14 protein-coding genes are annotated in these 15,162 nt (G+C 68.3%); 5 read left to right on the top strand and 9 right to left on the bottom strand.

Annotation, left to right across the window (positions count from 1 at the left end; all coding sequences use genetic code 11):
- Positions 1 to 21: 21 nt before the first annotated feature.
- Positions 22 to 1,356 (bottom strand): glutamine synthetase family protein, encoded by a 1,335-nt coding sequence (locus MEICH_RS0121180; RefSeq protein ID WP_027894275.1) that lies wholly within the window; start codon positions 1,354 to 1,356, stop codon positions 22 to 24.
- A gap of 237 nt (positions 1,357 to 1,593) precedes the next feature.
- A complete protein-coding gene (locus MEICH_RS0121175) occupies positions 1,594 to 2,706 on the bottom strand; it encodes a PQQ-dependent sugar dehydrogenase (protein WP_027894274.1) in 1,113 nt (370 codons plus the stop codon).
- Between the two features lie 126 nt (positions 2,707 to 2,832).
- Here MEICH_RS0121175 and MEICH_RS0121170 point away from each other — a divergent pair, with 126 nt between their 5' ends.
- From MEICH_RS0121170 to MEICH_RS0121160, 3 genes are all read left to right on the top strand, one after another.
- On the top strand, positions 2,833 to 4,491 hold the full coding sequence (locus MEICH_RS0121170; protein WP_027894273.1) for a bifunctional metallophosphatase/5'-nucleotidase: 1,659 nt from the start codon (positions 2,833 to 2,835) through the stop codon (positions 4,489 to 4,491).
- Positions 4,492 to 4,614: 123 nt separating this feature from the next.
- Positions 4,615 to 5,079, top strand: coding sequence for a hypothetical protein (locus MEICH_RS0121165; protein WP_027894272.1), 465 nt, complete (start codon positions 4,615 to 4,617; stop codon positions 5,077 to 5,079).
- Positions 5,080 to 5,286: 207 nt separating this feature from the next.
- Complete coding sequence (locus MEICH_RS0121160; RefSeq protein WP_027894271.1) at positions 5,287 to 6,468, top strand: bifunctional folylpolyglutamate synthase/dihydrofolate synthase; 1,182 nt, start codon at positions 5,287 to 5,289, stop codon at positions 6,466 to 6,468.
- A gap of 46 nt (positions 6,469 to 6,514) precedes the next feature.
- Here the strand turns inward: MEICH_RS0121160 and MEICH_RS0121155 are convergent, their stop codons facing one another.
- The 4 genes from MEICH_RS0121155 to MEICH_RS0121140 all read right to left on the bottom strand — a co-directional run bounded on the left by MEICH_RS0121155 (position 6,515) and on the right by MEICH_RS0121140 (position 11,221).
- Positions 6,515 to 7,561, bottom strand: a complete 1,047-nt coding sequence (locus tag MEICH_RS0121155) for a protease complex subunit PrcB family protein (RefSeq protein WP_027894270.1) — start codon at positions 7,559 to 7,561, stop codon at positions 6,515 to 6,517.
- Positions 7,562 to 7,614: 53 nt separating this feature from the next.
- Complete coding sequence (locus MEICH_RS0121150; protein ID WP_245587728.1) at positions 7,615 to 8,496, bottom strand: ABC transporter permease; 882 nt, start codon at positions 8,494 to 8,496, stop codon at positions 7,615 to 7,617.
- Positions 8,497 to 8,505: 9 nt separating this feature from the next.
- Positions 8,506 to 9,510: an ABC transporter permease gene (locus tag MEICH_RS0121145; RefSeq protein WP_027894268.1), complete on the bottom strand. Its 1,005-nt coding sequence runs from the start codon at positions 9,508 to 9,510 to the stop codon at positions 8,506 to 8,508.
- A 115-nt stretch (positions 9,511 to 9,625) separates the two neighbouring features.
- Positions 9,626 to 11,221, bottom strand: coding sequence for an ABC transporter substrate-binding protein (locus tag MEICH_RS0121140; protein ID WP_027894267.1), 1,596 nt, complete (start codon positions 11,219 to 11,221; stop codon positions 9,626 to 9,628).
- Positions 11,222 to 11,434: 213 nt separating this feature from the next.
- Between MEICH_RS0121140 and MEICH_RS0121135 the strand changes: the two genes are divergently transcribed.
- A complete protein-coding gene (locus MEICH_RS0121135; protein WP_036219809.1) occupies positions 11,435 to 11,803 on the top strand; it encodes a YkvA family protein in 369 nt (122 codons plus the stop codon).
- A 238-nt stretch (positions 11,804 to 12,041) separates the two neighbouring features.
- Here the strand turns inward: MEICH_RS0121135 and MEICH_RS0121130 are convergent, their stop codons facing one another.
- The 3 genes from MEICH_RS0121130 to MEICH_RS0121120 all read right to left on the bottom strand — a co-directional run bounded on the left by MEICH_RS0121130 (position 12,042) and on the right by MEICH_RS0121120 (position 14,181).
- Positions 12,042 to 12,509, bottom strand: a complete 468-nt coding sequence (locus MEICH_RS0121130; RefSeq protein ID WP_027894265.1) for an NUDIX hydrolase — start codon at positions 12,507 to 12,509, stop codon at positions 12,042 to 12,044.
- A gap of 76 nt (positions 12,510 to 12,585) precedes the next feature.
- Positions 12,586 to 13,659 (bottom strand): peptide chain release factor 1, encoded by a 1,074-nt coding sequence (gene prfA / locus MEICH_RS0121125; protein ID WP_027894264.1) that lies wholly within the window; start codon positions 13,657 to 13,659, stop codon positions 12,586 to 12,588.
- 69 nt (positions 13,660 to 13,728) lie between these two features.
- Complete coding sequence (locus tag MEICH_RS0121120; protein ID WP_027894263.1) at positions 13,729 to 14,181, bottom strand: hypothetical protein; 453 nt, start codon at positions 14,179 to 14,181, stop codon at positions 13,729 to 13,731.
- Between the two features lie 45 nt (positions 14,182 to 14,226).
- On the opposite strand from MEICH_RS0121120, the gene MEICH_RS0121115 reads away from it, so the two are divergent.
- Positions 14,227 to 15,102: a phosphotransferase family protein gene (locus tag MEICH_RS0121115; RefSeq protein WP_027894262.1), complete on the top strand. Its 876-nt coding sequence runs from the start codon at positions 14,227 to 14,229 to the stop codon at positions 15,100 to 15,102.
- The last annotated feature ends 60 nt before the right edge of the window (positions 15,103 to 15,162 follow it).

Raw genomic sequence — 15,162 nt, 5'->3', positions numbered from 1 at the left:
GGGCGGGCTTCCCGGAGGGGGTCAGTACTCGGCGAGGTACTGCTCGAGCTCCCACTGGTGCACCGAGCTGCGGTAGGAGTTCCACTCCACTTGCTTGGCCCGCAGGAACTGCTTGTAGAGGTGGTCGCCCAGCGCTTCGCGGATCACCTCGTCCTTCTGCAAGGCCTCGAGCGCCTCGCGCAGCGTCCCGGGCAATTCACTGACCTTGTGCTTGCGCCGGTCGCGCACCGAGAGCTGGTAGATGTTGCGCTCGATGGGGGGCGGGGGAAGTTCTTGCTTCTTGATGCCGTCGATCCCGGCGGCCAGGATCACCGCCAGCGCGAGGTAGGGGTTGCAGGAGGGGTCCGGGGCGCGGAACTCGGCCCGCGTGCCCAGCCCCCGCCGGGCCGGCACCCGGATCATGGCCGAGCGGTTGGAGTCGGACCAGGCGATGGAGGTGGGGGCCTCGTAGCCGGGGGTGAGGCGCTTGTAGGAGTTGACCAGCGGGTTGGTGATGGCCACCATCCCCTCGGCGTGCTCCAGGAGCCCCTGGATGAAGTAGAGCGCCACCTCGGAGAGCTTGTTTTCGCCCTTGGGGTCGTAGAAGGCGTTCTCCCCGCCCTTGAACAGCGACAGGTGCATGTGCAGCCCCGAGCCGTTGATCCCGGCGATGGGCTTGGGCATGAAGGTGGCGTGGAGCCCGTACTTCAGCGCGACCTTCTTGACCACGAACTTGAAGGTGGTGATGTTGTCGGCCGTGCGGAGGGCGCCGGAGTACTTGAAGTCGATCTCGTGCTGGCCCGGGGCCACCTCGTGGTGCGAGGCCTCGATCTCGAAGCCCATCTGCACGAGCACGTTGACCATCTCCCGCCGCGCCTCCTCGCCCTTGTCGAGGGGGGCGAGGTCGAAGTAGCCCGCCCGGTCGTGGGTGACGGTGCTGGGGTCGCCCTCGGGCGTGCGGGTGAAGAGGAAGAACTCCGGCTCGGGCCCGGCGTAGAGGTCGTCGAAGCCCATCCGACGCAGGCGCTCGAGCTGCGCCTTGAGCACCTGGCGGGGGTCGCCCTCGAAGGGCTGCCCGTCGGGGTAGGCGATGTCGCAGATCAGGCGGGCCACCCGGCCCTGGTGGGTGCTCTCGAGCTCCTCGGGGAACACCAAAAAAGTCGAGTAGTCGGGCTTCAAGAGCATGTCCGCCTCTTCGCTGCGGGTGAAGCCCTCGATGGTCGAGCCGTCGAACATCACCTCCCCGTCGAGGGCTTTCTCGAACTGGGAAGCGGGGAGCTCGACGTTCTTGTTGATGCCCAGGATGTCGGTGAACTGCAGCCGCAGGAACCGCACCTCCTGTTCACGCAGAATTTGCAGGATGTCCGCTTTCGTCATGACAGGCTACAGCATAGCGGGGCCGTGCGTCCTACGTCGTACGCCGGGTGAGGGACGTCGATGGTCGATGGTCGATAGCCCATAGCCGATAGCCAAACGCAAGACGCAAAACGCCTTGTCACCCCCCTTAGCAAGGGGGGCTGGGGGGATACCCCCTCCCCGCGGGCGGGGAGGGCTGGGGAGGGGTGAACCACGAGCCTTTGGCTGACGGCCGATAGCTGACCGCTGACCGCTCTCCTACCTGAGCCCGATCCGGTACACCGTGCCCCGGTGGTCGAGCAGGTACAGCTCACCGTCGGCGTCCTCGCCGAAGGAGCTGATGCCGTAGCCGGTTTCGATGGTCTGGCGGACCGCCCACTTGCCCCCTTGCTCCGTGGCGATCCAGACGCGGCCCGAGCAGTAGTCGCCGTAGATGTAGGCGCCCCGGAGGCTGGGCATCGCCTTGCCGCGGTAGCGGTAGCCGCCGGTGACCGAGCAGCCCTGGGAGTGGTTGTACTCGAGCACCGGCAGCACCAGGTTGCCGTTGTTGCAGTTATTGCCGGGGTTGAAGCAGGCGCTGGCCTCCATCAGGCGCCAGCCGTAGTTGAGGCCGCCCTTGCCCTTGGGCTCGAGGTTGATCTCCTCCCACTGGTTCTGGCCCACGTCGGCGATCCACATGTCGCCGGTCTCGCGGTCGAAGCTGAAGCGCCAGGGGTTGCGCCAGCCGTAGGACCAGATCTCCGGGCGGGCCCCCTGGCGGCCGACGAAGGGGTTGCCGGCGGGGATGGCGTAGGGCCGCCCGCCCTCCTCCTTGTTCACGTCGATGCGCAGGATCTTGCCCAGCAGGGTGTTGAGGCTCTGCCCGGCGTTGAGGGGGTCGCCCCCGCTGCCCCCGTCGCCCATGCCGATGTAGAGGTAGCCGTCGGGGCCGAAGGCCAGTTGCCCCCCGTTGTGGTTGGCGTAAGGCTGTTCGATGGTGATGATCACCTTGGCCGAGGCGGGGTCGGCGCGGCTGCCGCCCTCGGCGACCTTGTAGCGGGCGACCACCGTGGCCCCGTCGGGGCTGCGGGTGTAGTTGACAAAGAAGAAGCCGTTGTTTTTGAAGTCGGGGTGGAACACCAGGCTCAGCAGGCCCCGCTCCCCACAGCAGGAGATGCGGCCGCTGAGGTCGAGGAAGGGCTCAGGGCGCAACCGGCCGCCCTGGACCACCCGCACCTTGCCGGTCTGCTCGGTGATGAAGAGCCTTCCCGAGCCGTCGGGGGCGTAGGTCAGGAAGGTGGGGCGCTCGAGATCGGTGGCCACGGGGGTAAAGGTCAAATTCTGTGCCTGGGCCAGCCCCAATACCAGCAACACGAACATTAGCTTTGGCATGTACCCAGTTTAGGCAGTTGTGCCCCTCCGTCAGCGCAGTGGTCTACAATCCTCGCCGCCGCCCGGCTGCCGCCCTGATCCACACTTGACGCCTGGCCCTTTATGATTGGGCAAGGAGGAAAAAGCATGAAACGCAGAGACGTACTCAAGGCCGGATTGGCTACGGGCATTGCCGCCGCGGGCCTGGGGCGAGCCCAGGGCGGCGGGGTCTTCCGCATGACCATCATCCACACCAACGACACCCACGCCCGCATCGAGCCCGTCGAGCTAACCCTCAACGGGCAGAAGGCCAAGGTGGGCGGCGTGGCGCGGCGCATCCGCCTGTACGACCAGTTGCGCTCGAGCGAGCCCAACCCGCTGTTCCTGCACGCGGGCGACGTGTTCCAGGGCACCCTCTACTTCACCCAGTACCGCGGCCTGGCCGACCGCTACTTCATGCACCGCGAGGGCGTGCGGGTGATGGCGCTGGGCAACCACGAGTTCGACCTCGGCCCCGACGCCCTGGCGGCCTTCCTCGACGGGGCGCGCTTCCCCGTGCTGGGCGCCAACGTGGACGTGAGCAAGGAGCCCAAGCTCTCCAAGGTGCAGCCCTACACCGTCGTGCGCGTAGGGGGCCAGAACGTCGGCATCGTGGGCCTCACCACCCCCGACACCGCCATCATCGCCAACCCCGGGCCCACCGTCTCCTTCACCGACCCCGTGGCGGCGGCGCAGAAGTCGATCAACGAGCTGCTGGCGCGCGGCGTGAACAAGATCGTCATCCTCTCCCACCTGGGCTACCTCGCCGACCTCGAGCTCGGCAAGAAGATCGTGGGCGCGCAGGTCATCGTGGGCGGGCACAGCCACACCCTGCTGGGCACCTTCGAGGCCAAGGAGCTCCAGCCCGCCGGGCCCTACCCCACCCTCGTCAAGAACCCCGAGGGCCGCGACGTGCTGGTGGTGCAGGCGTGGGAGTGGGGCAAGGTGGTGGGCAAGCTCAACCTCGAGTTCGACGACAAGGGCCTGCTGGTGGGGCACAAGGGCGAGGCCATCCTGGTCACCGACCAGAAGTTCCGCGAGGACGCCTACGCCGCCGAGGCCGTGCGCGTGTACTCCATGCCCATCGCCGCGCTCAACACGCAGGTGGTGGCCCAGACCCGCAACAACCTCAACGGCGACCGCACCGTGGTGCGCAAGCGCGAGAGCGCCCTCTCCAGCCTCATCGCCGACGGCATGCTGTGGAAGACCAAGGGGGCTAACACCCAGATCGCGCTGCAGAACGGCGGCGGCGTGCGGGCGACCATCCCCGCCGGCCCCATCACCGTGGGCAAAATCTACGAGGTGCTGCCCTTCGGCAACACCCTGGTGGTCATGGACCTCACCGGGGCCGAGGTGGTCGCCGCGCTCGAGAACGGCGTCTCCCAGTGGGAGCAGGGCGCCGGGCGCTTCGTCTCGGGCGTGGGCGGGCTGCGCTACACCTTCGACCTCGCCAAGCCCGCGGGCAGCCGAGTGACCAAGGTCGAGGTGCTCAAGGGCGGCCAGTACGTGCCCATCGACCCCGCCGCCACCTACCGCGCGGTGGTCAACAACTTCATCGCCGCCGGCGGCGACGGCTTCGAGAGCCTCAAGAACGCCAAGGGCGCCCGCTACGACACCGGCTTCAGCGACGCCGAGGCCTTCCTCGAGTACGTGCGCAGCCTGGGCACCGTCGACGTCAAGGAGGACGGGCGCATCACCATCGTCAACGAGCCTAAGGCCGGCCTCGAGCCCGCCCCCTACCAGCCCGACCGCTTCGCGCTGGCCTAAAACCCAGAGCCGATCCAGAGTCCGGGGTTGGAGCCCCGGACTTTACTTTTCTGAGCAATATGGAAAGCACGATTAATGATCGCTCACTACAGCTCGTTTTCAGCCTGTGACACAATCAGCTTCATGTCGGCACGCCTCATCGCCTACGTCCAGTTCCAGCGCACCCGGGCGGTTTCGCCCGAGGAAATACGCTCCCGCCTGATCGCCAAAGGTTGGCCCCTGCAGGAGATCGAATCGGCCCTCCGCCTCACCGAGCCCGACCCTAAGCCCACCCCGGACAACCCCACCGGCCTGTGGATGGCGACCTCGCACCCCCTGCACTGGGTCTTCCGCCTGGGCTTCGCCAGCATCTTCCTGGTCAACAGCCTCACCGCCCTGCTCGACCCCGCCGCCTTCCTCAAGCTCATGGAGCGCAGCTTCCTGCGCCTGCTGCCGCTGCCGCTGGAGCCCATGGTCTGGTTCATCGCCATCAACGACCTGCTCACGGGCGTGCTGGTGCTGCTGGGCTGGAAACGGCGCTACGTGTATACCTGGGCCGGGGTGTGGTTGCTGGCGGCGACGTGGGTGAAGCTGAGCACGTTGGTGTAAGTCGATGGTCGATAGCCAAACGCCAAACGCAAGACGCAAGACGCAAAAAAATCCCCTCCCTCCGGCCGGAGGGAGGGGCAGGGGGAGGGTGGGACCGGCTGACGGCTGAGGGCTGACGGCTGAAGGCTTGCCGCCGCCTACCACGAGCCAATAGCCGCGCGTTCCCCACCCCCCGTTCCCCCTCTCCCCTACCCCTACAATGAGCCCGTGACTTACGACGAAGCCGTAGCCTGGCTCTTCCGCCAGACCCGGGCTGGGGGGCCGCGCGGGCTCGAGCGCGTGCGGGCGGTGCTCGAGCGGTTGGGGAACCCTGAGGGGCGGTTTTCTGCCGTGCACGTGGTAGGGACCAACGGCAAGGGGAGCGTGGTGGCGTTCCTCGAGGCCATCCTCCAGGCGGCCGGGAGGCGCTACGGGGCCACGACCAGCCCCCACCTGGTGGACTTCCGCGAGCGCATCCGCACCTACCGCGGCCTGATCCCCCGTGAGGCGGTCGTGGAGTTCGTGGAGTGGGCCCGGCGGCAGAGCTTCCCCGAGCGGGTGGCCTTCTTCGACTACAGCACCGCGCTCGCCTTCGGGCACTTCGCCGAGGCAGGGGTCGAAACGGCGGTGGTGGAGGCGGGGGTGGGCGGGCGGCTCGACGCCACGCGGGTGCTGCCCCGCGTCGAGGCCGTGGTGCTGACCAACGTGGGCGAGGACCACCTCGAGGCGCTGGGCGGTTCGCTCGAGGCCGTCGCCCGCGACAAGGCCGGGGCGGCCCGCCCGGGGGTGCCGCTGGTGACGGCGGCCGAAGGCGGTCCGCTGGAGGTCGTCCGGGAGGTCGCGCAGGGGTGGGCGCCCCCCCTCCACGTCCTCGGCGACGGTGACGCCCTGTTCGACCTCCCCTGCCCGCCCGCGCTGCCCGGGGCCTTCCAGCGCGCCAACGCGCGGCTGGCCGTCGCCACCGCCCGCCTGCTGGGCCTGCCGGAGGAAGCCATCGCCCAGGGGATCGCCCGGGCGCAGCACCCTGGGCGCTTGCAGCGGGTGGAGTGGCGGGGCCTCGAGCTCACCCTCGACGGGGCGCACAACCCCCCGGCCGCTCGAGCCCTGGCCCAGGAGCTGGGCGCCTACCACCTCGTCTACGGCGGCTTCCCCCGCAAGGACTACCGCCAGGTGCTGGAAATCCTGCTGCCCAAAGCCCTGTCGGTGCGCTACGCCCGCGCCGGCGAGGGGGCCCTGGACGCGGCGACGCTGGGCGCGGCGCACGGCGCGCCGTTCTTCGACGACCCGCTGGAGGCGCTCGAGGACGCCCGCAGAGCGGCCAAGGGCAGCGAACCCGTCCTGGTGACCGGCTCGCTGTACCTGGTCGGGGAGGTGCTCCGGCGGTTAGGGTACGCGCTGTACCAGGCATAGGAAAGGGCGAGCCGGTGGCTCGCCCTATGGCGCTCGACGTCCGACCCTACTGCACCAGCGCGGTCCCCTCCGCGATCACCCGCCCGGAGGTGTCCCGGAAGACCACCTTGCTGGGCTTGCCGGGGATCTGGAGCAGCAGGTAGGGGCTGGTGATGACCTGGGTCACGATGGAGCCGGGGGCGGGGCTGGTCAGGCTGACCGTGATCTCCCAGGTCGAGCCCTGCTGGCGCGCCGAGACGAAGCGCACCGAGTAGCCGCCCGTGGGCTTCTGCCCGATGAACAGCGCGGCCAGGCTGGCGTCGTTGAAGGCGAAGTTGGGGGCGTCGGGCAGGAGGTTGCGGAAGCGCGAGTAGCTGATGGGGGTGGTGGCGAGGTAGGCGAGCGGCGAGGTGTCGCTGTAGTTGCTCTGCGAGCCCTGGCCCAGCACCTCGACTCGAGCGGGTTCGGGGTTCACGACGATCTCCTGGGGTACTCCATACTGCACCACCAATCCGGCCTGGCGGTAGAGGAAGGGGCCCGGCTCGAGCCGCAACCGCGGCAGCGGCGGGGTGATCTCGTAGAGCACCACCGGGCGGTTGCCGCGGCGGGCCAGGACCTCCCGCAGCACCACCTGCTCCTCGGCGCTCGTGAGCCCGTCGAGGTCGGGGGTGCGGGCTTCGGGCTGGGCGACGATCTGCCGGTTCACGCCCACCGAAGCGCTGAGCTGGTACCAGCGGGAACCGTCGTAGTACCACGCCGACTTGATCTCCTGGTCGGCCTGCACCACCAGATTGCCCGAGGGGATGGTGGACACGGTGCGGGCCACCGTGCGGTTCCAGCGCGGGGACACCTCACGCAGCACGGGCTCTTTGTTGACCCAAAGCGCCTCCTTGACCTCCCAGATGTTGTTCTGGCCCTCGGGCTTGGGCTCGAGGCTCAGGCTGCGCTGTTCGCCGACCACCAGCATGCTGTCGCCGTAGAAATACAGCCAGCGCTCGCTGGAGTCGGGGAAGAGCATCTGCACGTCGGTGACGTTGTAATAGGGGCGCTGGGGCTCGAAAACGCAGGCCGAGAGCCCCAAGAGCAGCAGCGGCAATGCCAGCAGTCGCTTCATAGGCACATCCTAAGCCAGGAAGATGAGAAAAGCGCCCCGGTGGGCTTTCCGGCCTATTTATTCGCCCGCGGGTCGAGCGCGTCGCGCAGCCCGTCGCCCAGCAGGTTGAAAGCCAGCACGGTGAGCAGGATGAAGAACCCGGGGAACACCATCATCCACGGCGCGTCGAGCCAGTGCCCCTGCCGGAAGGCGTCGGAGAGCATGGCGCCCCACTCGGGCGCGGGGGGCTGAGCGCCCAGGCCCAAAAAGCCCAGCGCGGCGGTCTCGAGCGTGGCCGTGCCGATGGAGAGCGTGGCCTGCACGATCACCGGCGGCAGGGCGTTGGGCAGCAGGTGGCGCAGCAGGATGCGGCGGTTGGGGGCCCCCAGGGCGGTGGCCGCCTGGATGAACTCGAGCTCGCGCACGCTCAGCGCCACGCTGCGGGCCAGCCGGATGTAGATGGGGATCTGGGTGACGCTCACCGCGATCATGGCGTTGGTGAGGTTGGAGCCCAGCACCGCCACGATGGCGATGGCCAGCAGCGTGCTGGGAAAGGCCAGCAGGATGTCGGTGATCCAGCCGATGAAGACCTCGAGGCCCCCCCGGAAGTAGCCCGCCATCAGGCCCAGCAGGGTCCCGATGGTCAGGCTCAGGCCCACCGCGACCAGCCCCACCTGCAAGGAGATGCGGCTGCCGTGGATGACGCGGGTGAACACGTCGCGGCCCAGGTTGTCGGTGCCGAAGAGACGCTCGGCCGAGGGGGGCTTCTTGATGTTGAGGAAGTCGCGGTCGGTGGCGGGGTTGTAGGGGCGGAAGACCGGGGCCAGCAGGGCGACGAGCACCAAAAAGGTGGCCATCACCAGCCCGATCTTGCCCGACGTGGACTTCATGAAGCGCTTGAGCGCCATGCGCGTGGGGGTTTCCACGCGGGAGGTTGCGGTTGCGGTCGCGGCCATACGAACTCCTTATCGGTATTGGATGCGCGGGTCCAGCAGGGCGTAGGAGAGGTCAACGAGCAGGTTGATGAGCACGAAGACCAAGGCCACGAAGACCACCCCGCCCTGCACCACCGGGTAGTCGCGGTTGATGATGCCCTCGTAGATCCAGCTCCCGATGCCCGGCCAACTGAAGATGGTCTCGGTGAGGATGGCCCCGCCCAGCAGGGTGCCGAACTGCAGGCCGATGATGGTCACCACCGGCAGCAGCGCGTTCTTGAGGGCGTGCCGCCAGATCACCACCCGCTCGGTCTGGCCCTTGGCCCGCGCGGTGCGCACGTAGTCCTGCGAGAGCACCTCGAGCATGGCGCTGCGGGTGATGCGGGTGAGGATGGCCAGCGGGATGGTGCCCAGCGTGACGGCCGGAAGGACCAGGTGCGAGAGCACGTCGGCCACCCCGCTGCGCTGGAGGAGGGAATCGAGCACGTAGAAGCCGGTGACTGGGCGGAAGAAGGCGTCGGCCTCGACCGACAGCCGCCCGCCCGAGGGCAACCACTGGAGGTTGACGGCAAAGAGGTAGACCAGCATCAGGCCCAGCCAGAACACCGGCAGCGACACCCCGATGAGGGCGAAGCTGGTCGCCAGGTTGTCCCAGATGCTGTTCTTACGCACCGCCGCCAGGATGCCCAGCGGCACCCCGATGAGGATGGCCACCAGCATGGCCGCGACCGCCAGCTCGAAGGTGGCGGGCCACTTGGCGATAAGCAGGGAGCGCACCTCGAGCAGGCTGAAGGTGCTGCGGCCCAGGTCACCCTGCAGGAGCTGGCCCACGAAGATGAGGTACTGCTCGGGGATGGGCCGGTTGAGCCCCAGCTTCTCGCGCAGCGCCTCGACCTGCTCGGGCGTGCCCCGCTCGCCCAGCATCACCACCGCCGGGTCGCCGGGGATGGCGCGCAGGAAGCCGAACACCAGCAGTGAAATTCCGAACAGCACCGGGATCAAGCCCAGCAGACGACGAGCGACATAAGCCCACATGTAAACACCTGTCTGCCGATAATACCGAGCAGGGCATAATTTGTGAACCCCGCCGGGCGGAGGACACAAAGGGGCAGGGGCGCAGCACGCTGCGCCCCTGCGGCGATCGTGAAGGTTAGAGGTTGGTCTTGACCACGTCTTCCAGGCTCTCGCTGCCCAGCGGCGAGGGCACCCAGCCGCTGATGTTCTTGCGCTTGGCGAGCAGGGGCTGGCTGTGGACGATGGGGATGCGCAGGGCCAGGTCGAAGGCTATCTTGTCGGCCTGCTGGTAGATCCGGATGCGCTCGGCCTGGTTGGTCGAGCTCGAGCCCCGGGCGAGCAGGGCGTTGAGCTCCTTCACGTCGAGCTGCTTGCCCGCGGCGTCGAAGAGGTCGGTGATGGGCGAGGCGAAGTGGGGGTCGAAGAAGTTGGAGGGGTCGCCGTAGTCGCCGGTCCAGCCCAGCATGTAGGCCTGGAAGCCGGGGGCCTTCTTGCGGTCGTCGAGGTAGGTGGCCCAGTCTTTGGTCTGGAACTTGACCTTGATCCCGATGGCCGAGAGGTCGGCGCCCATGGCCTCGGCGATCTCCTTGGGCGTGGGGAAGTAGGGGCGGGAGACCGGCATGTACCAGAACTCGAGGTCGAAGCCGTTGGGGTAGCCCGCCTGAGCCAGGAGCTGCTTGGCCTTGGTGGGGTTGTACTCGTAGTCGGTGACCTCAGAGGACCAGTAGGTCTTGAAGGAGCTGGGGGTGAAGTGGCCGTTGGTCTCGCCCAGCTTGCCCCAGAAGGCCTGCACGATGGCCTTCTTGTTGATCGCCATGGCGATGGCCTGGCGCACGCGCACGTCGGAGAGGGGCTTGTAGGAGGGGTTGAGGGCGAGGTAGCCCACGTTGAAGGACGGGCGCAGCACCGGGTCGAGGTTGCGGTCCGACTCGATGGCCCCGAGGTTGGCCGGGGGGATCTGGATGGTGAGGTCGATGGAGCCCGCCTTGAGCTCGGCCAGCCGCGCGGCGGGGTCCTTGATGAAGCGCATCACCAGCGCGTCGGTCTTGGGCAGGCCCTGCTTCCAGAAGGTGGGGTTCTTCTCCAGGATCAGGCGGTCACCGACGCGCCACTCGCGGAAGCGGTAGGGGCCGGTGCCCACCGCGCCGCCCGCGGGGGTGCCGTACTTGGCGCCCTGGGCCTTGACGGCGGCCGGGGAGGCGATGCCGAAGTAGCCCGCGCCGATGGCCACGGGGAAGTACGGGAGGGGGGCGCCGAAGTCGAAGCGGATGGTGTACTTGTCCACCACGCGCACGGCCTTGAGGAAGCTGCCGTCGGTGCCCTTGTAGCCGCCGAAGAGCTCACCCCAGATCTCGTAGTTGGCCCCGCCCTGGATGCGGCTGGCGTCCTTGGGGTCCCACCAGCGGTTGACGTTGAACAGCACGGCGTTGGCGTCGAAGTCGGTGCCGTCGTGGAACTTGACGCCCTGGCGCAGGCGGAAGGTCCAGCTCTTGCCGTCGGGGGAGGCGAACCAGCTCGTCGCCAGCGCCGGGATGGGGTCGGTAGAGCCGGCCTTGAAGTCTACGAGGGTGTCGTAAATCTGGCGCTGGGCGTAAATCGAAACCCCGTCGGTAATGTTGCCGGACTCGAGGTTCACCGGCTCACCCTCGTGCCCGAATACCAGGGTCCTCTGGGCCAGCCCGGCGCTCGCGAGGGCGCTCAGGGCCAGAGCCATCAGCCATTGACGTCTCATACCTCACACTCCTTTCACCATGTAGAACCACCTTCCCGCACCAGTGGGGTGCGCGGATGTTTAGAACGGTGGTCTAGACTACGCCACGAGTATACACAGGGCACGCACAAAGGCAACTGCCCACCGGCCGACCCTGCAAAGCTCCTCACCCACGCCCCGGAGGGGGTGCTACCATGAGCCTTGCAGCCCGCGGCTGCGCGCGGAGGACAAGGAATGGCTGAAGAAATCCAGCTCTATTCTCCCCCCAACCTCGAGGCCACCGAGCGCCTCAACGAGCGCTCGTTCTGGAACAAGCTCAACCGCTTCGCCCGCCGGGCGGGCCGCGAGGTGGTAGAGAAGGCGCTGTGGCTCTACTACGCCTACAAGCGCCCCGAAACCCCGGCCTGGGCGAAACGGACCATCCTCGGCGCGCTGGCCTACTTCATCCTTCCGGTGGATGCCATCTCCGACCTGTTGGTAGGGGTAGGGTACACCGACGACTTAACGGTGCTGGTGTTCGCCGTAGGCACCGTCGCCGCCTACATCAACCCCACGGTAAAGGAGCAGGCGCGGCAGAAGGTTATCGAGTGGTTCGGGGAGTGAGGAGCGGGAAGCGGTAAGCCGTCAGCTATCAGCCGTCAGCCGTCAGCGAAAGGCTCGTGGCTCGTGGTAGACCCCTCCCCCTCGCTCCCCGCACGCGGGGAGGGGGTATCCCCCCAGCCCCCCTTGCTAAGGGGGGTAAACAAAGGGCGTTTTGCGTTTGGCGTCTTGCGTACGACGTACGACGTAGGACGTAGGACCTGCGTCCGGCGCCCGGCTATCGGCTATCAGCCATCAGCGTTCAGATCTTCCGCCCCTCCCCGCCCCAGCTCGGGTACACGTAGAAGCGGCCACGCTCCCCGCGCAGGTAGTCGAGCAGCGGCTCGCGCAGGGGGCGGTGCTCCTCGAGCTTCTGCGCGACCTCCTCGAGGCTGAAGAAGCGGGCCTCGACGATGTGGCCGTCGGGGTCGCGGGGGTTGAGCAGGCCGTCGTAGTTGGCCCGGAAGGCCATGGCGATGGTGCGCTCGGCCTTGCGGGCGTCCTCGATCTGCACGGCGTAGGCCAGGTGTTCGATGCTCTTCACCCGCAGGCCGGTCTCCTCCCGCACCTCGCGCGCCACGGCGTCCAGGAGGCTCTCCCCTGCCTCCACGGCGCCGCCGGGCAGGGTGTAGCGCACGTGCCCCCGGCGGCTCCAGTCGTTGGCGACGAGCAGCACCCGCCCCTGTTTGTCCATGAGAATCGCTGCCGCCACCAGCAACTCGCGCCGCAGCCCGGCGCTCATCGCGCCCCTCGCGAAAGGCCGGAAGGGGTGAACCGGATGTTCACCGTCATCGCGCCACCCCTTTCTAGACCCGTTCGGTCAGGGCCTCGAGCTGGCGTTCCTGGTCGGCCTTGCGCAACGCTGCGTGCAACTCGGAGAGGTCGCCGCCGATGACGGTGTGGAGGTCATGGTTTTTGTCCTCGCCCTCCAGGCGGTGGTCGGTGACGCGGGACTGGGGGAAGTTGTAGGTGCGGATCTTCTCGCTGCGCTCGCCGGTGCCGATCTGGGCCAGGCGGTTCTCCCGCAGCTTGGCGGCCTCCTCGGCGCGCTTGATCTCCAAAAGCCTCGAGCGCAGGATGGTGAGCGCCTTCTCCCGGTTCTTGATCTGGCTGCGCGACTCCATGCAGCTCACGATCATGCCGGTGGGCTTGTGCAGCACCTGCACCGCGCTGTCGGTGGTGTTGACGCCCTGCCCGCCGGGGCCGCTCGCGCGCGAGACGGTGATCTCGAGGTCGGCGGGGTCGATCTTCACGTCCACCTCCTCGGCCTCGGCCAGCACGGCCACGGTGGCGGTGGAGGTGTGGATGCGGCCCTGGGTCTCGGTGGCCGGGACCCGCTGCACGCGGTGGACGCCCGACTCGTACTTGAACACGCCGTAGGCGCCGGGGCCGTTGACCTCGAAGGAGACCTTGGAGAGGCCGCCGAGGTCGGTGAGCTGGGTGTCGAGGGTCTCGGTCTGGAAGCCCAGCTTCTGGGCGTAGCGCAGCAGCATCTCGTAGAGGTCGCGGGCGAAGAGTGCGGCCTCTTCCCCGCCCGTGCCCGCGCGGATCTCGATGATGGCGTTCTTGTCGTCGGCGGGGTCTTTGGGCAGGAGCATGACCTCCAGCTCCTTCTCCATCGGCGGGATGCGGGCCTCGAGCTCGGCCACCTCGGCCTTGGCGACCTCGCCCATCTCGGGGTCGAACATCAGGCTCCGGGCGCCCTCGAGGTCCTCGAGGGCCTTCTTGTAGCGGCGGATGAGCTCGACCAGCGAGCCCATCTCGGCGTAGCGCCGCGACAGGCGCTGATATCGGGACTGGTCCGAGAGCACAGCCGGGTCGGCCAGGCTGGCCTCGAGGTCCCGATATTCGTCTTCGAGTTGGTTGAGTTTCTCCAGCATATACCCTTCAGGATACCGCCATGCCCGGCGGGTTGAACATGTGGCCGGCCGCCGGGGAGGGCGCGGGCGTCAGCCCAGGTTGGCCGCGATGCGGCTGAGCAGCCAGCCCAGGGCCGCCAGCGCCAGCAGCACCCGCAGCACCCGCCAGGCCTGCTCGAGGAAGCCGGGACCGGAGGGCGCCGCGCCGGGGGCCTGGCCCTGGGCCATGAAGCTGTGGACCGGAGCGGCCGCCTCCTCCCCGAGCGCACGCTCGGCCTCCGTCAGGGCGTCCTCGAGCTGTGCGCGCAGCTCGGGCGGCACGGCCTCGAGGCTGTCGTAACGCTGGCCGTTGATCACGTAGCTGCGCTCGACCGACTGGATCTCGACCGGCTCTGTGCCCCCGCGGACGCCCTCGAGCAGGTCCGGCGCGCCGTCGGCGTCCCCCAGCAGGTCCATCATCTGGCGGTAGGTCTGCTGCGCCTCGAGGGGCATCTCCTCGGGGCTCGAATACTCCGCCCCGTTGTAAACGATCTTCCGGCTCATGCCCCGAGTTTAGCCACCCGCCCCGGGCGCGGGGCGAGTTTTGGTATGGTGAGGGCCGCTGTGACCGACCTGCTGCACCAGCTCGAGCAACGCTTCGGCCACCCGCTGCGACCCCTGACCCAGGGGAGCGAGGCCCGCACCTTCGGCACCGACGGGCTGGTGTGCAAGATCTACGGCCCCACGCCGAGCTGGCCCAACCAGCCCGCAGGCCCCTTCGCGGCGCACCTCGAGGCCGCCAACATGAGCAAGGCGGGCCTGGGGGCGTGGGTGGTGGAGGCCTTCGAGCTCGAGGGCAACGGCGTCCTGGTCACCCGCCGGTTCCCGGGCCAGAACTTCGCCCCCGAGCGCTTCACCCCCGAGGCGCTGGAGAGCCTGGGGGACTTCTTCCGCCAGTTGCACCAGATCCCGGAGATGGGCGTGGTCAGCCAGCAGCGGTTGGAGGCGCGGCTCGAGCAGTTCGGGGGAACGTTGCACGACCTCGAGGACGCCCAGCGCCTGGTGGGCTGGCTGCGGGGGCACGTCGAGGAGGTCGCGGGCACCCCCCAGGCCTTCTGCCACCGCGACCCCCACGCCGGCAACGTCCTGCTGCGCGACCCGGGAGCAGACGCCGGCGTCCCCGCCGCCTTCTTGGTCGATTGGGTGCGCGCCTGCCCCGACGACCCCGCCCGCGACCTCGCCATCCTCAAGACCGGCACCCTCGACCTCCTGGGCGAGCCCCAAGCCCTCTTTGCCCTGCGCTCAATCGTCCGAGGCTACCCCGACGCCCCCACCCTCTGGCCCCGCCTGCGCTTTTGGGTCCCCCTGACCTACCTCCACGACATGCACTGGTTCCGCACCAACGAGCCCGAAGGCTTCGAATCCGCCGTCACCGAGAAGATGCCCAAGGCCCTGCGCTTCTACCAGGAGTTCCCGGAGCTTTAGGGAAGGACGGTCAAGGGTCGAGGGTCAAGGCAACTCGCGTTATGTGTCTTGCGTACGACG

The organism is Calidithermus chliarophilus DSM 9957 (genome assembly GCF_000430045.1).
Lineage (GTDB): Bacteria > Deinococcota > Deinococci > Deinococcales > Thermaceae > Calidithermus > Calidithermus chliarophilus.
This window is presented reverse-complemented; position numbering and strand designations above follow the sequence as displayed.